Source organism: Flagellimonas sp. 389, from assembly GCF_018449435.1.
In the GTDB taxonomy this organism is placed as follows: domain Bacteria; phylum Bacteroidota; class Bacteroidia; order Flavobacteriales; family Flavobacteriaceae; genus Flagellimonas.
This window is the reverse complement of the sequence record NZ_JAHCMU010000012.1, coordinates 13,065-38,044: the sequence shown is the minus strand read 5'-3', so window position 1 is coordinate 38,044 and position 24,980 is coordinate 13,065. Positions and strand designations below refer to the sequence as shown.

Here is a 24,980-nt window from a genome sequence, read left to right as displayed (position 1 = left end):
AAAACCCGCCACTGGCGGGTTTTTTGTTTTAAAAAGATAGAATTATGCTGCATTCAATTGACGAACTTCCAACTCCTGAAGTTTCTTTAAAGCTTCGGCTTTTGAATTTACATTGAGTTTTACATAGATATTTTGAATATGGAAATTGACGGCACTTGGCGTTACAAAAAGCCTATCTGCAATCATCTTGTAGGTATATCCCTGAGTGAGAAGACCAATAATCTGGTTTTCTTTTTTTGAGAACCTTTCAAAAGTTTTGATCTGGAACGAATGGATGATTTTCTTAACCACTTCATGTTCCAAGGCCACCCCATGTTGGTGTAATTCCTTTATTGCATTGAAAAATCGGTTTTTGGTCAAAGGTTTGGTCAAAAAACCGTCTGCCCCCTTTTTAAATGCCTCTTTTATAATTTCGAAATCACTGGTCTGACTCGTCATCAATACTTTAGGGGTTTTGCTCAGTTTATTGAAATATGGGATTCCATCAATCCCAGAGATTCCATTAAGGTTAACTTCAGATACAACAATGTCCGATTCGTCTCTTCCCGAATGTGATAAAAATTTGTTTACGGATTCATGTATTTCCACTAATTCATAAAGTGAATCTTCGCTAAAATAGAACCGATAGAGCGGGTGCAATTTTTCATCATTGTCAATAATCGTAATTTTTAAGGTGTTAGCTTTCATGTGTGTTAGATTTGGGTTATCTGATTTTGTCTTCATTTTACCTTAAATTTTGGCAAAACGCATACCGTCTAACATCTCCGCTCAAAAGAAGATAGAAGAAAAGCCATTGTGTTTAAAATTAAAATTTTGAAAAACAACAATATGCTTCGCCAATACGCTTAGCGGACATGCTGATGAATAATCCTTTTATGGATTACATCAATAAAAATTTAGAAATGGTGTGAAGTACTAGAAAGGAGTCCTAGTTTGGTTAGGGGGACTCGATGTTGTACGTGTAATTGTTACTTTTTTCATAGTTTAAGATTTGGGATCTTGTATTATTTCAGAAATTAAATTAGGCTATTTTTTGCTTTGGAAAAACTTTTTGTGGCTTTTTTCGTTCAAATGCACTCTTTGATTTTTACCAAAATGAATAGCTTATGGACAAAGTAAGTACCATAAAACCCTAGCAACATACACGTTAGGATAGTATAAAACAAAATAGGATACCCTTTTGGAGCATCCTATTTTTGTGAAATCGGTCCGAGTGAAATAATACAACCCGCTTCTATGATAAAGTGCAGTTTCCCCCTGTATCTTTTATCATATGTCAACAATATTTAGTGTCTCGTCAATAGACAAAATCAGATTAACCCTCAGGTGTGGACCGATTTATTTTCTTGGTTTTAATTTTTTACTCATCAAAGGAAGTACTTGTGTACTCGTTTGAAGTTTTGGTATCCAATACCGATTTAAGATTTTCGTTACTATAGGCAACCATTGTATCGTCCATTGGCTTTCTTCTGTAAGCAACCGTTATTTGTTCAATCGTGTGGTTTTGTCCTCTATTGGAAACTACATAGCTTTCACCCTTTTTGGTATTAAGCTGTATGGCGTAATCATCTCTACTACTATTGATATGACTACCCAAGTTTACAGAAGTGGTAAGACTGTTGTAAGATACTTGTGTGGCATAAAGGTCCAGACCTCCGAATCCATCACGTCCTTCTGAGGCGAAGAATAAAAGTGTACCATTATGTAGATTGGGATATAGTTCATCTTCTTTGGTATTCACTTTAGGGCCGAGGTTTTTAGATACACCTAAACTTCCATCTGCTTTGATATCGGCAACGTAGATATCATATTTCCCATAACTTCCTCTCATGTTAGAGGCAAAGAAAAGGCGTTTGCCATCTTCTGAGATGGTAGGATGTTTTGCAGAAGCATATTTTGGACATACCTTCAATTTGGTAATATTGCTCCATTCGCCATTGATTTTTTCAGCGCGATAAACCTCATGTATCATTTCCTTCTTGGAAAATACGCCATACAACGGCTTTTGTTCGTTAGATTGACTAAAATATGCCGTTTTACCATCTTTGGTCACCGACATGGAAGGAACATAACCTTCAAGTGTGGATAAATGTCCTTTAGGATTATTACTCTCAATAGCTTCCTTACTTTTTTTAACTTTAATTGAGTTTTGAGCTTCAACTTGGTTCATATAAAATAAACCGATAATTGGAGTTAAGATGTAGATTACTGAACGTGTCATAATATTAGATTTTGGGGGTTAATACATGACAAATTTGCTAAAAGAATTTTGAGGAACACTTATTAATTTTTCATAGGTTTTGGTTTTTAACGATAAAAAAATGTATTTCATCGAATATTTTTTATCTACTTAACATATGTAATCTTACAAAAACGTTAATAAACGATGTTTTTGTGTATTTTAACTGATATTTTAAAAGCGCACAAGAATAACGTATAAGTCAGATACTAAAGAACTTGTTGTGTATTCACTTCGATTTTAAATCTCTAAAATTTAAAAAAGTAACAGTAAGAATTTCGTAATGATTTTAATAGATATAGTGTATGGTAATCAGAAGTTGTCAAAGTTGTCTTTGGTATAGAAAAGAGTTGTGCTATGGTTCTACGCTTTATTGGTCATGGGTTTTTGAAGAGGTAGCGACCAGTTTATGTATTTCTTTGAGTTCATTACTGGTTAAGTGCCGCCATTTCCCAATAGGTATATCCAAATGAACATTCATGATGCGCACTCGCTTTAGCTTCTTTACCCTATACTCCAAGTATTCGCACATCCTACGAATCTGCCTATTCAGACCTTGGGTCAATATAATTTTAAATTGAAGTGGACCCAGTTGTTCCACTTCGCATTTTCTGGTTACCATACCTAAAATGGGAACGCCATTTCGCATTCTCTTTAAAAAATCATTGGTAATCGGTTTGTTTACTGTAACCACATATTCCTTTTCATGATGATTTCTGGCCCTAAGGATTTTATTGACGATATCTCCATCATTGGTCATGAAAATAAGTCCCTCGCTAGGTTTATCAAGCCTTCCTATGGGGAAAATCCGTTTTGGATAATTAATAAAGTCGATAATATTGTCTTTCTCAACCCTAGTATCCGTTGTACAAACAATTCCTATGGGTTTATTGAACGCTAAATAAACAGGTTTCTCTTTAGGTTCGGAAATTAGTTCTCCATCAACACGTACCTCATCCGTAGGCTTTACCTTGGTGCCCATTTCGGGTATTTTGCCATTAATGGTAACCCTTCCTTGGTCTATCAATTTATCTGCGGCACGTCTAGAGCAGTGGCCAACTTCGCTTAGGTATTTATTGATTCGGGTTTCTTTCATGTATGGTTACGTCCAAAAAGTTACTTTTCATCAAACATCGAAATAGTATAGTCAAGCAAATCTGTACCTCCATATTTTCCATGACCTGGAATTACAAATTTAACATCTGTGAACATACTTTTCACTTTTTGAACGGTTTTTGGCCACTCTTTTAGGTTACTTTCTTTAATATAACCCTTACCAGCTCCCAATGTTTTTATAAGGCAACCACCAAAGAGAACTTTCTCTGTTGGAATATAGCCGACAATATTATCTTTTGTATGACCTTCTCCCAAAAAGAAACTTTTCACACTTTCGCTACCAATCTTTGTCGATAGTTTACCTTGAAAACTATTTTGAGGAACAATTTCATTCGATTTTCTAGCATATTCACAAGTTAATTGGCTGGCATAAGATGCTATTCCCACTTCATGAAACACTTTTAAACCGCCCAAACAATCTTCATGGGAATGTGTGACGATTACAGCTTCTATCTTTGAGTTAAGATGATTTTTTATCCAGTCAATTAGCTCTTTGGACGCAACATTGGTTACTGGTGTATCATAAACAGCGGTCTCATCAGCATTTTTGAAAATCAGTCCATTACAGCCTACTTTACCATAATCTTCTGTTTCTAAATACGATACATGGATAAATGTATTTTCGGTAAGCTGTAGTATCTTCAAATCCTCCGATTTATAGACCTCTTTCGCGGATTGGGCATTGATGCTTTTATATAGAAGTAATAAAATAAAGAATAGTTTATGTTTCATGACTGATTTTATTATGAGATGTTCAAGAATTTGATTGCAGGCGTAATATAATGAGATTAACGGCAATGTTTTGGTCTAAAACTTATGGATTTAAACAAATTGAAAGGTATGTATTAAAGAACCCGCTATACTTTATCTTATTGAAAATAAAGTCAACGGGTTTTGCTAAATAAACTGCTTTGTAGCCAAAAAAGCCTTTTCTCTTCAGTATCTGTTCTAAAAGCCTTTAGTCTATATGTTATACCTAATAAGGAACATCTGGACGAATTCTTATTGCTAAAGTTGAATCATCCGTAATCCAGGTTCACCAAATTGGGATATGTACAGTATTTTTCTTTTTTTGTCCGCAGCTATACCGTTGGGCTGGGAAAAAGTGGCCTCGTCCAAAAGACCATCGGTCGTCGCATTTTCCCCTGTTCCCGCAAAAATCTCGGAGGTTCCATCAAAAGAAACTTTATAAATAACGTTTTCACTTATTCCAGAGGCATAAATATAGTCATCCAAAATCGTCATGTAGCCTATGGCAAAATTGGTAGTTGTATCAGGTATCCTTGTAATTACGGAAACCTCTCCTTGTGGGGTAACTTTTAAAATGTCCGCATTAAAAAAGTTTGCAGTGATGATATTACCATCTTTATCTATATCAATTCCCACGCATCCAAATAATCTGTCATCGGTTGCCAATAGCGATATAGTACCGTCTGGAGCAACTTTGTGCATGGTACTTGCAAAAAAATTGGCCACGTAGATTATGTCATTTTCATCTATGGCCAGACCAGAAGGCCAACCTGCTATTTCACCAACTTCGGAAGAAGTGCCATCTGGAGCAACTTTCACCAACACTCCAGAAATGGCGTCATTATTGTTCTCATTATTAAAATAGAAGTTTCCTTTACTGTCCTGGACTCCGCCCATTGGAGCCTCAAAACCACTTGCTTTCACTGATATAGAACCATTTCGTTTGATTTTGAATACTTTGGTTCCGCTATATTTCTGTATTACGGTATCGAACTTACCAAAATTGGAAGCGAACACAGTTCCATTATCGTTGACATGAAGCCCATCATTTGCAGGAAAATCCGCCCCGAACAAGGTCTTTACCTTTTTTGGCTTTGGACCGCCGCCGTCAAAATCGTCAATACAGGAAGTAAATGTAAAAAGTGCCAGACAAGCTAACGCGAGTCCAGATTTCAATAAGAAGTTACAAGTTTTCATCTTTAAGGTTTTAATTGTTAAACCCCTAAACTAATAGAGTGATGAAAACATATCGACCCTTTGGGTACAATGGGACCCTTTTACGCTACTTTGTTTTTTTTAATATATTCGCTTGGGGTCTGGCCCACCTCATTTTTGAAGGCCTTGTTAAAGGTGGATTTTGAGTTGAATCCTACATCCATTGCCAATGCGAGCAATGTATGGCTCAAATGCTCCTCCCGATTAATTTTAATTAGAAATTCTTCAATCCTAAACCGATTGATATAATCGTAAAAAGAAATTTGATACGTTTGATTGAGCAACCATGAAAGATTGTTCCGTGTGGTGTTCATCTTTTCTGCCAAGCCCTTTAGTGTCAAATCTGGCCGAAGAAATACTTTTTCTTCGGAAATAAAGTAGTGTAGGCGTTTTTGAAGTTTCTGGATTTCATCAGGTTTTAATCGCTGCTTTTCCGATTTTTCTTTGGCGGGTACGGGAATCCTGAAAATTTCGGGTTGACGGAGGCTAAAGTAGCCAACAATATAAACGAAAATAGGAATGGATATCCACATGGTCACATAATTAAGATATGTGAAGATTATTCCCAAAAAACTGGCACTAATGAAACTAATTGACCATAAGAGCACAAAAATCAATAAGGCAAACAGGAAGAATCGGAGAAACTGTATAATGTTTTGGTGATATGAAAGTTCTTTTTCTTCCTCTTTAGGGTAATTTTTGACAAGCAAGAAGGCCTTTAACCAATAAAAAGTGAGTGCAAGCAATCCTGTGGCTTCAACTAGGAAAAACATGATATTCAAGCCACCTGAAAAATATCGATTGTTGAAATCTGATAATGGAATGGTCAATGTCCATAAGTAATAGCAAAAATGCAATAGGGCAGGAACGTAATGGAACCAATTCAATCTGAATGGCGGGACACTTCTAAAAAGCAATCTTTTTATGTAGAGGTACAACAGTGGACCAAAAAGAAAAATGGTGGTATCTATCAATATGCCAAAGCGCCAAATCCAATCTTCAGAAATACGGAATGCCGTTATCCTGCAAAAAAGCATAGTTGCCGCTATCAGAAGTAGTAATGAGAGTATGCGGTTCGCACTTATATTTCTGTGATGAATCAATCTAAGGGATAAGGAGAGAAACAGACCTTGACTGACTCCCAGAAATAATATAATATCAACAAATGTAAAAGATGGCATGCTCGGGTTTGTCTGCAATAAAAATAATCTTAAAATAGAAATAAGAAGTATCATTGGGTACACTTGTACCTAAACCCACAGTGTATTGGGCTCTCTTGAACAGTTGGGTCAATGATAGAAATAGCGTTGGCCTTCCAAGCTCAACAAGTATTCCTCTGCTTTTTTGAATAGACGCTCTTTTTTTTCAATGGACATTCTGTCCAAAGTGCCTATGAGCATACCTAATCTTGGATTTTGTGTAAAAAAGTCCCTGTGCTTGTCCATAAAGAGCCAAAACAGCCCATCCCATACTTCTTGCCATTCGCTTTTTTTGTAGTTGCTCATCTTCATCAGGTAATTGCTGCCGCTTATGTAAGGTTTAGTTGCCATTAAGCCCCCATCAGAAAACTGGCTCATTCCATAGATATTGGGCACCATGACCCAATCATAGGCATCTATGTATAATTCCATGAACCATTTGTATACTTCATCTGGGTCAAATTCGCAAAGCAACATAAAATTCCCTAGCACCATTAACCGTTCTATATGGTGGGAATAACCGGTCTTTAATAATTTTTTTATGGTCTGGTCTATAGGGTAGATTCCAGTTGTGCCATCATAAAATGAGGCTGGTATTTTTCTGGTGAATCCCCAAAAATTCCATGTTCTTTCATCGGTACCACGCGCTTCGTACATGCCCCTGATAAATTCGCGCCACCCTATGATTTGCCGAACAAAACCTTCAGTGGAGTTGATGGGTATATCGTTTTTCTCGGCATATTTTAAACTAGTATCGACTATTTGCGAAGGGATCAACAACCCTACATTTAGTATAGGTGTCAAAACACTATGGTTGAGAATGGAAGCTTCCGCAACAATAGCATCTTCATAAGTACCGAATTCCATGAAGCGATGTTCAAAAAACTGATTGAGCCAATCTTTTGCTGTTTTGAAATTCGTTGGATACAAGGGATGCTCGGTCAATTCCCCCAGATGATCAGAAAAATGTTCCCCGACATAGGTCTTGGATTCTTTATAAAATTCATCGGCATCGGGAAATTGAACAGGAGGTGGAGTCTTTTTTGCAGGATATTTTTTTCGGTTCTCTTTGTCAAAAGTCCACTTACCACCTTGTGGCTTTTTATCAGCGTCTAAAAGGATATTACGTTTTTTTCGTTCATCCGTGTAAAAGGTCGTTTGATGATATTTCTTTTTATCCTTGTGAAAGAATGAGGCAAGCTCTTCTTTGGAATTCAGGAATAATGGAGATTGAAGCTGCTTGGCCGTGATATTGTACTTGTTGCAGGCAGCCTGAATTCTTTTTTCCAACCAATTGTCCGTTGGGTCTATATAATTGATATGTTCGACCCCTTCGCTTTTTAGCTTTGGAATAAGTTTTCGAATATCTGAAGCTTCTTCAATAGATTCAATGTAATGGACTATGTGGTTTTCTGATTTCAAAAATGCTTCGTAAGATTTCATAGAAGCCCTGTGAAACGCTATTTTCTGTTTGTGGAAGGGATACTGCTTAAAAAATAAATATTCCTCAATCAAATAAATAGGTGCTGTATCTTCAAATAGTGGAGAAGATTCAAACAATTGGTGGGGGAAAATCAGATGTACGCTTTTCATACTCTATTTATTTCTTCTGCAACGCTCGCTACAGTATTTTACGGTTTCCCAGTTTTTTTCCCATTTCTTTCGCCACGAAAAAGGACGTTTACAAACCGTACAGATTTTTTCTGGGAGGTATTGCTTTTTATGCATTAAAAATCAGGAGTTTCATTAACCCTGGCATACGGGTACTTTCCAATTTTTTTTAAGGCATAATAGCTGTTCAATCCAGATATTCCAACACTATTGGAAACTTCTAAGTCAATATCGTCTGCAACCATCGCATCATCTGGATATACAAGGTGCTCGATTTCACCAATGACCATAATAGTTCCGTTCAATGGAATAGGTATGGCATCTTTAAAGTTCATCCCCATCTTAAATGTGCTTTCCTTTACGAATGGTGCTTTAAAATCAGTTATAAATTCTTCGGTAAAGCTACAGCGTTCAAACTCTGATATACTGTCATCGAACTTTGCTGAGGTATAATGGGCATTTTCCGTAAACTTTGGATGAATGTGATTGATGGTGTAAACACCGTTCTCTTTGATATTCTCATAGGTATGCCGAGGTACTTCACCTGCAGGTCTTACGATAAAGCCCAATAATGCAGGATTGCTTCCCAAATGTATGATTGAACTGAATATGGCAAGATTGGTTCGTCCTTTGTTATCTATGGTCCCTAAAAGGTTTGCTGGTTTAATGCCTGTAACCGAATTAATGATTTTTAAACACGTTACTTTATCCAGCTGTTGAATATCTTCCTTTGTATATTGCATTTTTGTTTTTAGTATTTAAGTTGCTTTTTACATTTTTTCCAAAAACCGAAGAACGAGGAGTGATATCCTTGTACATCGAACATCCATTCCCTTGGTGCTTCGGTGCCTTGGTAATGTCGATTTAGGGGGTGTTCCTTAAAATGTATGTTTTTTAAATGATGTGAAACCACCAATTCTTGAAACTCACCCACATAAACCTGAATATTCGCTATGTTTTTTGAAATCCCTAAAGCAAAATCAATTGATTTTTTCGAAACGGGGTAGTTTTCAAAATGAGAAGGCTCTAACAGGAGTATTCTATTTGCGGATGTATTCTTTTCCCATTCTGGGTCCAGATTGTAAAAAGTGTAGATAAGGGTTGGCAGGCTTTCATCGACTGTAATCGATTCTGGTTTGGGTAGCTCGGTTTTAAGCTGAAGGGATTCTGTTTCTTTCAGGACTTCGGGAATTTCCATCCCGTTATTGAAAGCTTCGTAAGAAACATCTAAAAATGTATTCTTTTGATTGGTTCGGCAATACTTGTTGATATTCTCCTGGTTGGCGTAGTACTTTTTATTGCTGTTGGCACCTGCTACCCATTGCCAACTCAGGGCATTGCTGGCCCAATCCCCATCCAGCAAATGATAATAAAGCCATTGTGCCGGTATTTTCCAGTGACTTTGAGCTACATTACATGCAATGGATGCCACGTACATTCGCAAGTGATTGTGCATGTAGCCCGTTTCGTAAAGCTGTTGTATGGAACTGTCTATCGCTGCTATTCCAGTGGTCGCATCCAAAATGTCTTTGGGTATCGACCAGTTGGCTATCGGACTTTGTACATTTTTTAAATCTGAATTGATTTCTGCGCCTTTGGCAATCCAAACTTGTTGCCAGTAATCGCGCCAAGCCAATTCCTGAATGAACTTCTCTACCTTATAAAAGCTATGTCCCTGTTCCAGTATTTTGGACATTACAAGTTTTGTAGAAATGACTCCCCTGGAAATGTAAGGCGATAAATAACTTACCGCACCATCCACAAAGTTTCTGGAAGAACCATAAGCAACAGGGTCGATGGTATCAATTCTATTGAGAATCTCATTATAGGAAAAGGGAAAGGACACCATCAGCGTTTACTGATTTTATTGCCAGAAATCGCTTTTTGTCGTGAACATTTAAAACGGTTAATATCTGGATTACGTTTCTTAAGATGCTTTTGGCTAACACCACTGTTTACTCGTTTCCGCCAGCGCTTAAAACTACTTTCTTTTAAATTACCACGCATGAGCTTAATGACTTCCTTTTCTGGTAGATCGAACTGAAACAGTATGGCTTCAAAAGGAGTACGGTCTTCCCATGCCATTTCTATGATTCGGTCCAGTTCCCTCTCTGTAAAATTTCTAGAGTTCGCCATCGTCGGTCGGTACTTTTTGCCAGATTTGGTCAGCGTTCAAATAAAAACTACCCAACGTATCGAAGTTACATTGCTCAGGCGCAATAAGCGATAAAAAGGATTCACCATTTTCTCGTTGGTAGAGATGATAGATTTCACCTACTATAGGCTCAAAACTAAATTTTGCTTCAAAAATGAGTTTGTTATACTCAAACTCTTGGAGCATTTTCTCATATTCTATCTTTAGTTCTAAAAACTTTGTTTTGACCTTATGGTTCAATTTATTGATGCTCCTGTTTTTCCAAGCAATGCTATCACTAGCTTTTATGCTGGGTGCGCCCACATTGGTGGCATAAGGTTTTAATGCGGCATCGTATTTATCATCGTCGGGATTGAAAACTACATAATCTGGCTTTTTTTCCTTTGGCATGGAGACCTACTAACTTAAATTCAACAAATCGATTTTTTTCATGACTTCTTCAGCTTCATAAGTCTTTTGGTCACTCAACTTTCTGTTAGAAGTAGAAAGTGCATGTGCTTCTCTCAAAAGTTTTGCATACTCTTCTTGTAATTTTTCTTTCTCTGTTTTCTTTTTAAATAATCCGAACATACCTTTTATAATTTAGAAGATTAATACCAACACTATAATATTGCGAAACTACAAAGAAAGATATAAAATGTTTAACAATTTTATATTAAAGTTAAACATTATAATATTTTTCATTAAATTGCTAATAAAAAGAAAATGAGATTTTCTGCAATGAACTGGTTGGCATTGACTACCTTAATTTTGGTGACAGTTACCATATTCGCATCTATGAACATGGCATTTAATTGGATTTTTTACTTGACCGTATTTGGTCAAACTATACTTGTAATAACAGTATATAAGGTATTGACCGATGATTATGAAACCGATAAGACCTTTGAGGATTTTTATGAGGATAAGCCAATGCCAAAGGAGTAACAATTTACTTGTAACTTACATGGGATATCCTTAATATATCGAATGGGGACAATTTAAATGCCTTCAAAAAAGCAAATGCCGATAGAGTTTGTACCATGTACCTTGAAAACAGGGACGAGGCAGAAATTATCACCTTTCTAGAATATCAATTGGCTAATCTGTACCATTCTGATAGATAAATCCAGCCAATATTTATAACTGACTAAGAAATGAAGTCAAATCTGTTTCCTTGTCCAATCCCAGTTTCTTTTTAAGGCGATATTTTGATTTTAAGATGCTGTCAGGAAGCACATTAAGCGTTGCGGCAATCTCTTTGGTGGTCAAGTTCATTCGAAGAAAGGCGGCAAGGCGAATCTCTTTTTCAGATATATCGGAATAAAGGGTCTTTAACTTTTGGTCAAAATCATTGTGGACATCGGCGAAATAGGTTTTAAAGATTTCCCAGTCTTTGTCCGAAGCGTTTTCCTTTTTGAGGAGCATGACGATGCGGCGAAACTCCGCTTTGAACTTTTCTGGAGAGTTCTTCAGGTTTTGCAGGTTCTCTTTTAACTCTTGGATAAAAGTGTTTTTCTGAACCAAATGCAGTGTCTGGCTGGCCAATTCCTTCTGTTTATGTGCAATTTCCTGTTTGTAGATTTCCTCTTGTTTTTCTCTAGCAATTCTGTTCTTTTTAATGCGCTGGCGGTATCCAAAAACTGATAATCCGAATAAGGCTAGGGCAGAGGCCATACCACTGGCATAGAGTCCTTTTTGTAAAGAGTCAGCCCGAGATTTTTCGTTAAGGGTTTTGATTTCTTCTTCTTGTAGAGCGAGGGCGACTTCCTTTTTTTCGGTTTCGTAAATTGTTTTTAACTCTTCTATTTGCCTAACCTTTTCTATTGATGTTATACTATCGTTAATTTTCTGAGCCTTTTTATAAAAGGTAAGGGCCTCTTCATTATTATTCAATTTTTCCAATATATTCGACCGCAATTCATACAAATCTTTTAAGGTGATAATAGTACCATTTGATTGCGAAACATCTATAGCTAAATCGACTTTATTCAAGGCGGATGAATACTTTTTCTCTTTAAAATCTAGCATTGATAGAGCTTGATTGGCATAAATTGTTCTTAGTTCCAGTGTTTCTTGTTCTGAAATGAGTTTTGATTCAATTAGTAAATCTCTAGCTTCCAAAAATTCACCTACTTGAATCCTAATTAGACCTAAATCGTGCAGGGCCTTGGCCAATACTTCCTTAACGTTATACTTTCTTGACAGTTCAATAGCTTCTTTTTGTTTGCTTTCTGCATTTGTAAGGTCATCTAGTTTTGTATAGATTTCACCAATGGAGTTTATGGCACGTACCTCATAAATATTGTCATTATATTCTTTATATATTTTCTGAGCCTCTTTATAATAAGTCAATGCAGAACCCAAATGCTTAAGCATACTTTCAATATCTCCTACCTGTTTTAAAGCGTCGGCTCTCCTAACATCATCGTCAATTTTTTCATATAATTTCAGTGCCTTTAAGGATTCTCTTAAGGCAAGGTTTAAATCTCCTTTTTCGAGATAACAAGAACCAATGGCCAAATAGGAAGAAGCGAGAAATTGGCTTTTATATGGTTCATCAGTTATATTTTTTTCGATTTCGGCTATGCTCCCTTCAAAAAGTTCTAAAGCTTGCTTATAGTTTCCACTGGATTTATAGATTTCGGCTATGGTATAATTAACAAAGATTAATCCTCTGGTTTTATTATTTTTTGTAAAGTTTGATTTGGCAATTTTATAAAAGTAAAGAGAAGAATCATTCATACTTTTATTGAAATAATAATCCCCTAAATGGAGATTGCCCAACCCATAGGCCATTTCCAGTCCGGTATTCTCATAAATCTCCAGTTCTTTTAACGCATAACCTCTAGCTTCTTCTGGATTTGAAAACATTAGTCTCTCATGTAGCATTGTAAGAATTACGGTTCTAATGGAATCATTTAACTGTTCATTTTTAAGTTCATTCTTTAAACTATCCACTATTTTTTGATTTTGTGCATTTATACTCGAGAATAAAAGAAACAGCAATAACGACACGGAACTTTGGTATTTCATGATCTAAGAGGTTGATTGGTTTTCAGCAAGATAATAATATATATTTCTGTAAAAACACAGATTCTATGTGTCAAAAATCTATTGTCCATGAAAATCTTATGTTTTCTGACTTAATATTTGAATCAAGTAAGTATTTGATTTACTGTTTTTGTTGCCTTTACAAGGTATAGGAGCATTCTCATTGGATATGGTTGTCCATGCTGGTTTTTGGGCATATCCATACATGCTGTCCATACTTTGTCCATACCAAAAATTAGGGATGGGCCTTTTTCTCTTCTAGGTTTGAAGTGTTGAATCCAAAAACCAAGAAGTTATGAAAACAAATCAACAACTCTTTAAAGTGGGTATCTATACATCCATTCTATGCTTAATTCTTATTGCATGTAATGGGTGCAGTAAAGATGAACCCGCACCTGATGACCCCACCAAACCCCAATTTTCAAATGATGACGCTTCTGACTTTAATTCGGCGGTGGCCAACCTAAGTGCTTTTAACCAGCCTGAGGAGTCGGGTATCGTTGAGACCACTTCCACCGAACCCGAACGTGAAGGAGAAACTGAACTTGAATGTTTCACCCAAACGTTCAAGGGAGCACCGGGCTTTAGTGAATTGTTCACATTGGACCCTACTACCGATGTAATATATCCAGGGTCAATGTTAAAAGGGGAAACCATCCCTACTGGCGAATATGCGCGAATCAATAAAGATCGTGCACCAATTACAATGTCCATTTCGTTGAATAACATTAAAAAGACCAGTGTAGTTGTTAATAATCCCAATAAACTTAGTGAGGTTAGGGCAGGTGTTAATGAATTGCTCAGCCTTGAAGTGACAGGTGCCACTCCTGCACAGTTAGAGTTTGATAAGTTTCAAGTCTATTCTGAGCAGCAATTATCCATAGGCCTTGGTGCCAATTATCGGGATAAAACCAAAGATATTTCAGGTAGTTTTGATTTCAATACTACAACGGTCAAGAAAAAGTACGTGCTCAAATTCATTCAAAAGTACTTTACGATAGACTTGGATTCCCCTGGTGAATTTCCAAGCGATCTTTTTACTGATCTCCCAAGTATTGAAAGTTTGGGCTCTACAAGCCCAGTCTATGTTTCATCCGTTACTTACGGTCGTATGGTGTTGTATACCGTGGAGTCTGAATCGAGTATAACGGATGTGGAAACTGCCTTTAATGCGGCGATAGACGCTGGAGGCAGGGAAGGGGGTTTTGAGCTTGACATTAAATCAAAGGAAATTTTGGAAAAATCAAATATTAAGGCCCTTATCATTGGGGGCTCTGGCGCTAGTGCTGCCCAAACCATTGGAGGTGATAGCCTTAGTAAAATATATGATTTTATTGCCGAGGACGGTAACTATTCCCAAGACTCACCTGGTTCACCTTTGTCCTATAAATTAAGTTATGTAAAAGAAGGTTTTCCTGCAGCCAATGTAGTGTTGGCAACGGAGTACCAAGCACGAAATTGTGATGTGGCCTATCCAGAATATCTAGCAACCATCGTTAATATAACCGGTACACAAGCTTCTGATACAGAAGTTAACGGTAAACTAAGAGTAAAAATGTGGGTAGGAGGGGAACGTCTTGATATCAATGATAATGGTATTGATGATGGTAAAACATGGAGTGTTGATACTGATAATTTTGTTGATGTACAAGACAATAAAACCCATACCATTAATGAATCATACACCTTTAAGCCCTACAGGCCCAATATGGCCACCGATTATGTGGAATGTTCAGGAGAATTATATGATTGGAATGGTATTTTTGGCAACGAAAGTTTGGGTAATGCAGGTGGAATAAATGCCGTTATACTCGATAGTTTAAAACTTAATGTTCCGGATACCACTTATTTAAACTTTAAAAAGGGTATAACAGCTCAATTTATTATTACAAGAAAAAAATGAGTTTAGGATACAGTCGGCCGCTCAGGTTGGGTTCAACAACTTGATGCCGGCTGTAATTTTGTTTTTGATTGAGCCTGAATAGAATTATATATTACTCTCCTACACTATAAATTCTCATAGCACTAACCTATCAAATAAAAAATCCCATCCAAGCAAACTTGGTGGGATTTTTTATTCTATACTACAACAAGGTTGTGCTCAATTGCGGAGAAAGAGGGATTCGAACCCCCGGAGGTGTGACCCTCAACAGTTTTCAAGACTGCCGCATTCGACCACTCTGCCATTTCTCCTAATGCGGGTGCAAATATACTAACCTTTTTCATTTCTATAAAAGGCTTTTTTTAATTTATATAAATAAAAAATCCAGTACTTAAATGTAATAGTACTGGATTGATTTACTTTTTACCATAAATAGTTTAATTTAAACTTTTGGCCCAAGGATAGAATATTCTATTGATTTCAAGCCCCAATAAGTATTAATTCAAACTAAAACTGATATTCAATAGCCCCTATATCAAATTGTCCGTCCCTATTCTTACCATAAAAATCAGTTTTAAATTCTGTTAAGTTGGTACCGGCATTCACTGCAGGAGATTCTTTGGTCAAATTGTAAGTATCATCCAAAAAAAGGATGGCACTACTATTTTCTACCTTAAGATTAGTTTTTTCGATTGTATTTCCAGATGTATTTTTATTTACGTAATAAATAGGATTTTGCAAAGTTGAAACAATGATATTATTTGAAAATTCATTTGCAAGACTGGTTCTATGATTCATGCGAACACCATTTCCGTTGGCTTTAATGATGGTGTTATTTAAAACCTTGAAATTGGCATCGGATTTATAGAGTTTCCTATCCCCAATGAAAATACCATGATCGGTATCGACGATGATGTTATTGTAGATGTTTACATCCCCAATACCAAAAACATCGATACCATCCCCAAGTACTTTAGTGACATAATTGTTAAAAACATCTCCTTTGGTGCCTCCACCTACAACAATGCCAGCTCTTTGATTAGGGTTATTTTTTGTTCCTGTATTCTTGATTACATTACTGTAGATCTTGGCACCCTCAGGCGCATAACTTAACTGCATCCCATCCCATCCACAATTTTCGATGGTATTGTTGAAAACGTGGATGTTTTTAATAAGCGGGCAATAGGCACTTACGGCAACTCCATCACATTCAAAATCAACAGCTTTTGGATAGTTTGAGTACCCAATGTACATGCCTTCATTACCAATATTTTTGATTGACGTATCATGAATGTATATGTTTTTCACTTCCCAGTCTGGATATTGTGATGAAGATGTACATCCAGGCCTGTTCATTATGTGCATAGCCAGTTCCACATTTTCTATGTGCATGTAAGCAATTTCAAAATCGCTTATTTTGTTGTTGATGGCTAGAGCTGTGTTGTTATAATTCTCACCAGAAAATTGAAATCCGTAAACACCATTGGACAATGTTCCCAAAACTTTAAAATATTGGGAATTTACAATGGTCATCCCATGTCCAGTACTTGAAGTGATTTTAATATTGACCGGTCCGTCACAATTGGATAAAACTATTTGCTCTTGCTCATTTCCTGTTAAATTCTTGACACTGATTCTATTGTAAGTTCCAGATTTAATACAGATTCGATCACCTGCTTTAATAGCATCTTTTTCTCCATCGATCACGATAAAACCAGAAGAGACATCACTATATAGATGATCACATTCACAAGTATCAGAAGGTGGAGCTGTAATTTCAGGAGGTGGGTCTGTAATTCCTTGAGGCGTATCAATATCTATGGGCTCTGTTTTACTACAAGAAATTAAAAGGAGAATCAAACTAAAAAAAGAAATGGGACTTCTCATCATGGTATATGTTTTTATGAAAAACGTCTAGACGTACTCTTTATTTTTGTCAAAAAGTCACTATTTTAAGACTGGGAAAAGAAGTATGCCAATGGATTTTTAGTACTACTTACTCCGAAATAATAGTACGTGTAAAATACGTGTGAGCACCATTTTTAACTTGGTGAAAACTTTACGAAGATGTACGGATATTGGACTTTAGGGTTTACTTTTGCGCCCATGGATCAATGGTATCATTATGCACTTTTAATAGTTGTAGGGTTTGCGGTTGGCTTTATAAACACCATTGCGGGAGGTGGATCATTACTTTCATTGCCTACCTTGATTTTTTTAGGACTTCCCCCAAGTGTAGCAAACGGAACCAATAGGGTAGCCATCGTGATCCAGACCGCTCTGGCTACCGCTGGCTTTAAAAGTAAAGGGGTTTCTACTTACCCATTTAACATCTATTTGGGTATCTCGGCGTTTATAGGGTCGATTATAGGCGCAGAAATCGCTGTGGATATCAAAGGCGAAACTTTTAATAGAATTCTAGCAATAGTTATGATGGCTGTGGTCTTGATCATCATTTTTAAGCCTAAAATGAAGTTAGGGGAAATGCAAGAACGGCTTACAGGGAAACATCTATGGCTGAGTATAATCGTTTTCTTCTTTTTTGGAATATATGGAGGATTTATAAATGCAGGATTAGGATTTTTGATGATTCTTTTCATGCACTTTGTAAACAGAATGAATTTGGTAAGGGCAAATGCGACCAAGGTCGTAGTGGTCTTCATTTACATGTTGGCGGCATTGGCTGTATTTGCCTTAAACGATAAGGTAAATTGGAAACTAGGGTTTATTTTAGCAATTGGGAACGGCACGGGTGCTTGGATAGCAAGTCGATTCTCTGTCAAAAAAGGAGATGGGTTTATAAAAACCTTCTTGATTGTAATGGTAGTTGCCATGGCCATCAAACTATGGTTTTTTACATAGCGGATAATAATCTAAAAAATAAAATAAGAATGCCGGGATTTGAACTTTTTGGGGATAGCGAGCGGAAACAGGTACAGGACGTACTCGATTCTGGGGTTTTGATGCGTTATGGTTTTGATGGCATGCGTAACGGACATTGGAAAGCCAAGGAATTAGAAACGGCGCTTGCACATAGAATGCAGACATCATATGCCCATTTATGCAGTAGTGGAACTGCGGCCTTGACCGTAGCTCTTGTAAGTGGGGGAGTAGGAGCGGGGGATGAGGTCATTATGCCAACATTTACCTTTGTCGCAAGCTTTGAATCCATTTTGGCAATAGGAGCAGTACCAATTTTAGTAGATGTTGATGATACGCTTACCTTAAGCCCAGAGGCAGTTGAGCAAGCAATTACACCAAATACTAAAGTAGTTATGCCTGTACATATGTGTGGCTCTATGGCTGATTTGGGAGCGTTAAAATCAATATGTGAAAGACATGGTTTACTGTTGTTGGAAGATGCCTGTCAGGCAATAGGCGGTAGTTATTATGGAAAACCACTGGGCAGTATCGGCGATTTAGGCTGTTTTTCGTTTGATTATGTAAAGACGATTACTTGTGGTGAGGGAGGTGCGGTAATCACCAACAATGAGCGTTTTTACGAAAATGCACATAAGTACTCCGATCACGGGCATGACCATTTGGGCAATGATAGGGGAGCGGAAGAACATCCTTTTCTAGGCTATAATTTTAGGATTTCTGAATTAAATGCCGCTGTTGGTCTGGCACAGATATCAAGATTGGATGAATTTTTGGCCATACAAAAACGTAATTACACAATTCTTAGAGATGCACTTTCTAAAATACCCGAAGTTACCTTTAGAAGAGTTCCCGAAGGTGGCGTTGAAAATTATTCATTCTTGAACTTTTTTCTCCCCACGGAAGAAATCACCCAAAAAGCACATAAAGCTTTAGGGGAGAACGGTGTAGATGCTTGTTTTTATTGGTACAACAATAATTGGCACTACTATAGAAAGTGGGAGCATTTGTTGGAACAAAAATCCCTTGGAAAATTGCCCAAAGACATACAACAAGGATTACCTGAATATGAAGCCAGTGATTTTTCAAAATCGGACCATTGGATAGGACGGACAATTTCGTGCTTAATTAAAATAGGCTGGACAGAAGCTGAAGTTCAGCAAAGAGCCATAAAAATGGCCGAAACCATCAAAGGGATTCTTTAATAATTCACATACTCCACAATTTCCAAACCATAGCCTACCATACCAACACGACGGGTTTTCCCCGAATTGGAAAGCAGTCGGATTTTGGAGATATCCAAATCGTGAAGAATTTGTGCTCCTATTCCAAAATCCTTGGCATCCATTTCAATTTTTGGTGCCTTGGTAATGCCATCTTTTGACTGGAGCTCTTTTAGTTCTGCCAAACGCCCAAGAAGATTCATATGTTGGTTTTCCTGATTAATGAAAATCATGGCACTACGTTCTTCGGCATTGAGCGCATCGAACATTTTTTGTAAGGTTTCGTCCGGATTATTGGTCAATGTACCCAACATGTCATTATTGACCAACGTAGAGTTTATTCGGGTCAATACAGGGTCACCGATCTTCCATGTACCTCGTACTAGGGCAATATGAACTTGATTATTGGTGGTTTGCTTATATGCGCGCAATCTAAAATCCCCAAAACGGGTTTTTATGTCAAAGGCCTCTTTTCGTTCAATGAGGCTGTCGTGCTCCATGCGATAGGCAATTAAATCTTCGATGGAAACAATTTTTAAATCAAATTTTTCGGCAACCTTTAGAAGTTCTGGTAATCGTGCCATGCTACCATCTTCGTTCATGATTTCGACGATAACACCTGCAGGTTTCAATCCAGCAAGTCTAGCAAAATCAATGGCCGCTTCGGTATGTCCGGTTCGTCTTAGTACGCCTCCTTCTTTGGCTATCAAGGGAAAAATGTGTCCCGGTCTGGCCAATTCGTGGGGTTTGGTATCTATTTCTGTAAGTGCCAATACGGTTTTGGCACGGTCAGCGGCCGAAATACCGGTGGTGACACCGTTTCCACGTAAATCCACGGAGACTGTAAAAGCGGTTTCTAAAGGATCGGAATTATGGACTACCATTTTGTGCAAGCCCAACTCTTCACATCTTCCCTCTGTCAACGGAGTACAAATGAGACCACGACCATGTTTGGCCATAAAGTTAATGGTCTCTGGTGTTATCAGCTCGGCTGCAGCTAAAAAATCCCCTTCATTTTCCCTGTTTTCATCATCTACAACAATGATGACCTTCCCTTGTCTGATGTCTTCAATGGCATCCTCAATGGCGTTAAGTTGTATTTTTTGTTTGGTAACCATCATTTTTCCTTCTTTTTAAAAAGATTTTTTATACCATCTATAATATGTCCAAAACCTATAAGCCCTTTATCCGCTGTCGCTCTTTTGGTCAGGGAAATCCCTAAGGGCAGCATAATTAAAGTGGATAGCCATGCTCCCAAAGCAGGGTGTATGTTTCCTTCTTTGGCATAATTGTTCGCAAATACCCCAATAAAATAGTAGGTCAAAAATAAGAGAATAGCAACAACCATGGGCAATCCAAGCCCACCTTTTCGTATAATGGCTCCTAATGGTGCACCAACAAAAAATAAAATTATACAAGAAAAAGCAAGCGCATATTTTTTGTGTAGGGATAAGATATGGCTGTTGTAAAACTTAAACCTTTTTTCCAGTTCATCTTTTTTCGCCGTAACTGTAGTTAGTATACTGGAAACCGAGGATTTGGCGTTATTGAGTACCTGTAAGCGTTGCCATTCTTGAAGACCATCGAGAAATACATCAATATTTTTAATGCTATCATTCTTGACTACGTTCTTTTCCTTAGTCGGTTCTTTTAATGCTTCGTCCACTGGTGGTTTTATCTCCTGTAGCTCTTTTAAATTGTTGGTATCCTTTTTCTTAGGTGCAGGAAAAGCACCCATTCGGGTAACAATATTTTTTGAAAAAGCTTCCACTTTTTCTAGATTATTTATTTTGAGGGAATCAATATCTTTCAATAGACGGCCAACGTTTTTCATTTTGTCCGTGGTAATATTTCCATCTTCTTCAAAATCTTGATCATTAAGTTCGGAAATATCTATATTAATGGTGTATTTTTCAAAGGACGCCTTTGCGAAAGGGTGTTTCTTTTTTTCCTTACTGCTCTTGGGTTTTAGTTCTTCGTAATAATTCCCTTCTTTTAAAACCAATTGAATAATATCCGAAGCTTCGCTACTGATAAGTTCCCCGGATTTTGACTTGATAACCGTGTTATTTACACTCTGCTTTGTTTTTTTGTGTATAATGACCTTGTCCAGAAAACGGTCTTGTTCCCCATATTTTTTATCAACTTTAATGTTCATTCCCTCGCCAGTACCTTCAAAGTCGCTAAATACACCTTCAGTAATGGCAGCCGCAGGTTTTACTTTGGCAATATTTCTCCGAAGATTGAATATTTTTTGTTCGGATTTTGGAATCACATTATTTGCAAAAAAGAAGGTGACCACTCCCAAGAAAGAAACATAAATGATGAGACTTCGCATTCCTCTTTGCAAAGAAATACCCGAGGATTTCATGGCAGCAAATTCGTAGTTTTCAGCAAAAGTACCAAAGGTGAGGATAGAAGAAAGCAACACGGTAAGTGGTAAAACCTTATCTACCAGTGTAGGGATGAAATAAAAAAGGAACTTCCCAATAATTACAATACCCAGACCTTTCCCTGCCAAATCATCTATAAAAAGCCATATTCCTTGAAAGATGAATATGACGATTAGAATAAAGAAAGAACTAAAGAAATTATAAAGAAATCGGGAAAGTATATATTGGTCTAGTATTTTCAATGTAATCCCTTAATTTCTAATGATGTAATAACCATCATTCTCATATTTTTTCACATCAAAGTTAAACAGTGTGTTGGATAGCGCTTGGTTGGTTTTGAAAGAATTAACAGTAATCGAGGTCTTAGTGCCGTTGTTACCTGTTTGAATAAGCTTGTATATGTGTTTTGTCTGAGTATCTATTCCCAAAAGAATAGATTTGAGTTCAGTATTGGAATCGATAGGAGTAAGTTTAACATATTGAATTTTTCTGCCACCAACATTTTGAAGCGTATCCCATTCATAATTATGTCCCGTTCTGTAAAAAGTCAACATTTTTGAAGGGGTTACGGTGTTAGCGTCTTCAGAAACGTTTTCAATGGTCACTTCTTCGTTATCGGGCACAACGGTATATACCTTTTTTCCATCACTTAGTTGTTTTGCTCCCAAATAATCAAGTACGTACTTGTCGCCACTTAAGGTGACATTGCCCTTGGTCTCTTGTTTTATATTGGCTTCCGTGTTTTCCAAAGTAGACTTGAAATCGATATAGATATTATCGTAACTGGTCACCTTATTATAAACTTCATCCAGTAAAGCTTTTGCCTTGGATGAGTTTTGCGCATATGACCCTAGGCCAAAGGTGGTCATTAGTACGATTAAAAGAAATTGTTTTTTAAGCATGATTTTATTTTGTTTCATTTTGTAGAAGTTGTTCTAGAGCTAAGATATCCGGTACCAGTACTTGTCGCGCCTTGCTACCTTCAAAAGGCCCTACGATTCCCGCGGCCTCCAATTGATCTATTATTCTACCAGCTCTATTGTATCCCAGTTTTAATTTTCGTTGGATCAAAGAAGCGGAGCCCTGTTGTGCCGTTACGATTACTTCAGCGGCATCACGGAACATGACATCCCTGTCCGAGATATCATAATCAATCCCCGTGCCAGAATCTTCGCCCACATACTCTGGCAGTAAATGTGCATCTGGATACGCACGTTGCGAACCAATATATTCTGTTATTTTTCCTACCTCCGGAGTGTCAACAAAGGCACATTGAAGACGTGTAACATCGTTCCCTTGGGTAAATAACATATCTCCACGACCTATAAGCTGGTCGGCTCCCTGTGCATCTAAAATGGTACGTGAATCAATCTTTGAGGTCACCCTAAATGCGATACGAGCAGGGAAATTGGCTTTTATAATACCCGTAATTACATTAACAGATGGTCGCTGTGTGGCAATAATTAGATGTATTCCGATGGCCCGCGCCAATTGTGCCAATCTGGCAATAGGGGTTTCCACCTCTTTGCCTGCAGTCATAATCAGATCCGCAAATTCATCTATGACCAAGACGATATAGGGCAAGAATTTATGCCCATCGTTCGGATTTAATTTTCTGGCCTTGAACTTTACATTGTATTCCTTTATGTTGCGAACCATTGCTATTTTCAACAATTCATATCTATTGTCCATTTCGATACAAAGCGAGTTCAATGTGTTGATGACCTTGGTATTGTCCGTAATAATGGCTTCGTCAGAATCTGGAAGTTTTGCCAAGAAGTGTCGCTCAATTTTATTGTAGAGCGTAAGTTCAACCTTTTTGGGGTCTACTAAGATGAATTTGACTTCAGCAGGGTGCTTTTTATAGAGCAATGAAGTTATTACTGCATTGAGTCCAACAGATTTTCCCTGACCTGTTGCCCCGGCCATCAACATATGGGGCATTTTAGCCAAATCGACCACAAAGGTTTCGTTACTAATGGTTTTACCAAAAGCAATCGGGAGCTCCATTTCGGCCTTTTGAAATTTATTGGAAGCAATTACGGAACGCATGGAGACTATAGTGGCATTTTTGTTTGGCACTTCGATACCAATGGTTCCTTTACCTGGAATTGGTGCTATTATCCGTATGCCCAAAGCAGCTAATGAAAGTGCAATGTCATCTTCCAAGTTTTTTATCTTGGATATTCGTATGCCCGCTTCCGGAACAATTTCATAGAGCGTGACCGTAGGCCCGATGGTCGCTTTTATTTGGGCAATACCTATTTTGTAATTTTTGAGGGTGCTTACAATTTTGTTCTTGTTTTCCTCAAGTTCTTCTTGGTTGATGGTAATTCCGCCAGATGCTCCATGCTGTTCCAAAAGGTCCAAAGGTGGGAACTTGTAATTGCCCAGTTCTAATTTTGGATCAAACTCCCCAAAATCCTTTACCAGTTTATCGGCTTTTATATCCTTCTCTTCTTTTTCTACGGTTACTTGTTCTACTTTCAAGTCTAGATCAGTATCTTCTTCTTGAGGCAGGTTTACATCCAACCCAGCTTCTTGTTGTAGCGGCGGAATATCTTTTTTATGGGTGTAGGTATCAATTTTAACAGGTGTATCCGTATCCATACTTAACTCTATGCTGCCATCATCATCAGATACAACAGGTTTCTTTTTTTGTTTAGGTCCCTTAAAATCAGATTTAATATTTTGCCTTTGCGAACGAAAATAAGTAGCGATACCTTCTGGAGTGAAGTTGAAAAGGCGTACCAAAATGACCATCAAGATGAACAATAGTAAAAGGAACACTCCAATTTTACCTGTATAATCCTGAAGGAAATCGTTCATTTCGTAACCTATCAAACCACCTAACAGCGGTTGTTCAATGGCAAAAAATCCTAACGCGACCGAAATCCAGATAATTCCGGTCAAACCCCATATCCATTTACCTATTAGTCCTTTTCGGTCTAGTCCCAAAAAGAGATATAAACCTGTAACGGCCAATAAAAGCGGAAAGGCAAAAGATGCCAAACCAAAACCTTTGTACATGAAAAAATGGCTCACACTCGCGCCAAATTTATTGAGCAAATTACTTGCGGCTGCATTTCGGTCCTTAAATTCGGAAAGCATGCTCTGGTCTTCTTGCCAAGTGAAATAATAGGATATGAAAGAAAAGAACAGTGCAATGCTAAGCACGATCAGTAAGCTTCCAAGAATAATTTTATTCTGTTTGGAAAGCTTTAGCGAAAGTCTTTTTTTGGCGGGTGTAGGTTTGGATTTTGTCCTTTTCTTTGCCATTCAAT

General features: G+C 37.4%; 23 protein-coding genes and 1 tRNA gene. 4 read left to right on the top strand and 20 right to left on the bottom strand.

Annotated features, from left to right (window positions below; all coding sequences use genetic code 11):
* Nucleotides 1-42: 42 nt before the first annotated feature.
* The 13 genes from KIM67_RS11530 to KIM67_RS11470 form a co-directional block, all read right to left on the bottom strand.
* The gene (locus KIM67_RS11530) at nucleotides 43-723 is read right to left on the bottom strand and encodes a response regulator (RefSeq protein WP_250149243.1); all 681 of its coding nucleotides are present in this window, start codon (nucleotides 721-723) and stop codon (nucleotides 43-45) included.
* 637 nt (nucleotides 724-1,360) lie between these two features.
* A complete protein-coding gene (locus KIM67_RS11525) occupies nucleotides 1,361-2,221 on the bottom strand; it encodes a PD40 domain-containing protein (RefSeq protein ID WP_213831516.1) in 861 nt (286 codons plus the stop codon).
* Between the two features lie 388 nt (nucleotides 2,222-2,609).
* On the bottom strand, nucleotides 2,610-3,335 hold the full coding sequence (gene rluF / locus KIM67_RS11520) for a 23S rRNA pseudouridine(2604) synthase RluF (protein WP_213831510.1): 726 nt from the start codon (nucleotides 3,333-3,335) through the stop codon (nucleotides 2,610-2,612).
* A gap of 20 nt (nucleotides 3,336-3,355) precedes the next feature.
* Nucleotides 3,356-4,087 carry a subclass B1 metallo-beta-lactamase gene (gene bla / locus KIM67_RS11515; RefSeq protein WP_213831505.1) on the bottom strand — a complete coding sequence of 244 codons (732 nt, stop codon included), beginning with the start codon at nucleotides 4,085-4,087 and terminating at the stop codon, nucleotides 3,356-3,358.
* Between the two features lie 276 nt (nucleotides 4,088-4,363).
* Nucleotides 4,364-5,302: an SMP-30/gluconolactonase/LRE family protein gene (locus KIM67_RS11510; RefSeq protein WP_213831503.1), complete on the bottom strand. Its 939-nt coding sequence runs from the start codon at nucleotides 5,300-5,302 to the stop codon at nucleotides 4,364-4,366.
* A gap of 80 nt (nucleotides 5,303-5,382) precedes the next feature.
* Nucleotides 5,383-6,501: an AraC family transcriptional regulator gene (locus KIM67_RS11505; protein ID WP_213831502.1), complete on the bottom strand. Its 1,119-nt coding sequence runs from the start codon at nucleotides 6,499-6,501 to the stop codon at nucleotides 5,383-5,385.
* Nucleotides 6,502-6,609: 108 nt separating this feature from the next.
* The gene (locus KIM67_RS11500; protein ID WP_213831501.1) at nucleotides 6,610-8,112 is read right to left on the bottom strand and encodes a cryptochrome/photolyase family protein; all 1,503 of its coding nucleotides are present in this window, start codon (nucleotides 8,110-8,112) and stop codon (nucleotides 6,610-6,612) included.
* 3 nt (nucleotides 8,113-8,115) lie between these two features.
* Nucleotides 8,116-8,247, bottom strand: a complete 132-nt coding sequence (locus KIM67_RS11495) for a DUF2256 domain-containing protein (protein ID WP_213831500.1) — start codon at nucleotides 8,245-8,247, stop codon at nucleotides 8,116-8,118.
* Complete coding sequence (locus KIM67_RS11490; protein ID WP_213831499.1) at nucleotides 8,247-8,873, bottom strand: flavin reductase family protein; 627 nt, start codon at nucleotides 8,871-8,873, stop codon at nucleotides 8,247-8,249. Before KIM67_RS11490 ends, KIM67_RS11495 begins: the two co-directional genes overlap by 1 nt.
* 8 nt (nucleotides 8,874-8,881) lie before the next feature.
* Nucleotides 8,882-9,979 carry an FAD-binding domain-containing protein gene (locus tag KIM67_RS11485; RefSeq protein ID WP_213831497.1) on the bottom strand — a complete coding sequence of 366 codons (1,098 nt, stop codon included), beginning with the start codon at nucleotides 9,977-9,979 and terminating at the stop codon, nucleotides 8,882-8,884.
* Entirely contained in the window at nucleotides 9,979-10,266 is a 288-nt protein-coding gene (locus KIM67_RS11480) for a TIGR03643 family protein (protein ID WP_213831495.1), read from the bottom strand. The genes KIM67_RS11485 and KIM67_RS11480 overlap by 1 nt, the downstream gene beginning before the upstream one ends.
* Nucleotides 10,253-10,675 (bottom strand): DUF2452 domain-containing protein, encoded by a 423-nt coding sequence (locus tag KIM67_RS11475; RefSeq protein WP_213831494.1) that lies wholly within the window; start codon nucleotides 10,673-10,675, stop codon nucleotides 10,253-10,255. The genes KIM67_RS11480 and KIM67_RS11475 overlap by 14 nt, the downstream gene beginning before the upstream one ends.
* Nucleotides 10,676-10,684: 9 nt before the next feature.
* Nucleotides 10,685-10,855 carry a Lacal_2735 family protein gene (locus tag KIM67_RS11470; RefSeq protein ID WP_213831492.1) on the bottom strand — a complete coding sequence of 57 codons (171 nt, stop codon included), beginning with the start codon at nucleotides 10,853-10,855 and terminating at the stop codon, nucleotides 10,685-10,687.
* Nucleotides 10,856-10,990: 135 nt separating this feature from the next.
* On the opposite strand from KIM67_RS11470, the gene KIM67_RS11465 reads away from it, so the two are divergent.
* The gene (locus tag KIM67_RS11465; protein WP_213831490.1) at nucleotides 10,991-11,212 is read left to right on the top strand and encodes a hypothetical protein; all 222 of its coding nucleotides are present in this window, start codon (nucleotides 10,991-10,993) and stop codon (nucleotides 11,210-11,212) included.
* A gap of 192 nt (nucleotides 11,213-11,404) precedes the next feature.
* Here KIM67_RS11465 and KIM67_RS11460 read toward each other — a convergent pair whose 3' ends face one another.
* Nucleotides 11,405-13,300: a tetratricopeptide repeat protein gene (locus tag KIM67_RS11460; RefSeq protein WP_213831488.1), complete on the bottom strand. Its 1,896-nt coding sequence runs from the start codon at nucleotides 13,298-13,300 to the stop codon at nucleotides 11,405-11,407.
* 313 nt (nucleotides 13,301-13,613) lie between these two features.
* Between KIM67_RS11460 and KIM67_RS11455 the strand changes: the two genes are divergently transcribed.
* Nucleotides 13,614-15,221: a thiol-activated cytolysin family protein gene (locus tag KIM67_RS11455; protein WP_213831487.1), complete on the top strand. Its 1,608-nt coding sequence runs from the start codon at nucleotides 13,614-13,616 to the stop codon at nucleotides 15,219-15,221.
* Between the two features lie 205 nt (nucleotides 15,222-15,426).
* Here KIM67_RS11455 and KIM67_RS11450 read toward each other — a convergent pair.
* Together KIM67_RS11450 and KIM67_RS11445 are read right to left on the bottom strand one after the other, a co-directional pair.
* A tRNA-Ser gene (locus tag KIM67_RS11450) sits at nucleotides 15,427-15,511 on the bottom strand.
* 196 nt (nucleotides 15,512-15,707) lie between these two features.
* On the bottom strand, nucleotides 15,708-17,090 hold the full coding sequence (locus KIM67_RS11445; protein WP_213831486.1) for a right-handed parallel beta-helix repeat-containing protein: 1,383 nt from the start codon (nucleotides 17,088-17,090) through the stop codon (nucleotides 15,708-15,710).
* Nucleotides 17,091-17,306: 216 nt separating this feature from the next.
* Here KIM67_RS11445 and KIM67_RS11440 point away from each other — a divergent pair, with 216 nt between their 5' ends.
* Complete coding sequence (locus KIM67_RS11440) at nucleotides 17,307-18,062, top strand: sulfite exporter TauE/SafE family protein (protein WP_213831682.1); 756 nt, start codon at nucleotides 17,307-17,309, stop codon at nucleotides 18,060-18,062.
* Nucleotides 18,063-18,091: 29 nt separating this feature from the next.
* A complete protein-coding gene (locus tag KIM67_RS11435) occupies nucleotides 18,092-19,285 on the top strand; it encodes a DegT/DnrJ/EryC1/StrS aminotransferase family protein (RefSeq protein ID WP_213831681.1) in 1,194 nt (397 codons plus the stop codon).
* Here KIM67_RS11435 and ribB read toward each other — a convergent pair.
* Genes ribB through KIM67_RS11415 form a run of 4 tightly spaced genes read right to left on the bottom strand, consistent with a single transcriptional unit; the run spans nucleotide 19,282 to nucleotide 24,975 of the window.
* A complete protein-coding gene (gene ribB / locus KIM67_RS11430) occupies nucleotides 19,282-20,421 on the bottom strand; it encodes a 3,4-dihydroxy-2-butanone-4-phosphate synthase (protein WP_213831679.1) in 1,140 nt (379 codons plus the stop codon). The two genes, KIM67_RS11435 and ribB, sit on opposite strands and share 4 nt — an antisense overlap.
* Nucleotides 20,421-21,938 (bottom strand): LptF/LptG family permease, encoded by a 1,518-nt coding sequence (locus tag KIM67_RS11425; protein ID WP_213831485.1) that lies wholly within the window; start codon nucleotides 21,936-21,938, stop codon nucleotides 20,421-20,423. Before KIM67_RS11425 ends, ribB begins: the two co-directional genes overlap by 1 nt.
* Nucleotides 21,939-21,947: 9 nt before the next feature.
* Nucleotides 21,948-22,598, bottom strand: coding sequence for an outer membrane lipoprotein carrier protein LolA (locus KIM67_RS11420; RefSeq protein ID WP_213831677.1), 651 nt, complete (start codon nucleotides 22,596-22,598; stop codon nucleotides 21,948-21,950).
* Nucleotides 22,599-22,602: 4 nt separating this feature from the next.
* On the bottom strand, nucleotides 22,603-24,975 hold the full coding sequence (locus KIM67_RS11415; RefSeq protein WP_213831484.1) for a DNA translocase FtsK: 2,373 nt from the start codon (nucleotides 24,973-24,975) through the stop codon (nucleotides 22,603-22,605).
* Nucleotides 24,976-24,980: the final 5 nt, after the last annotated feature.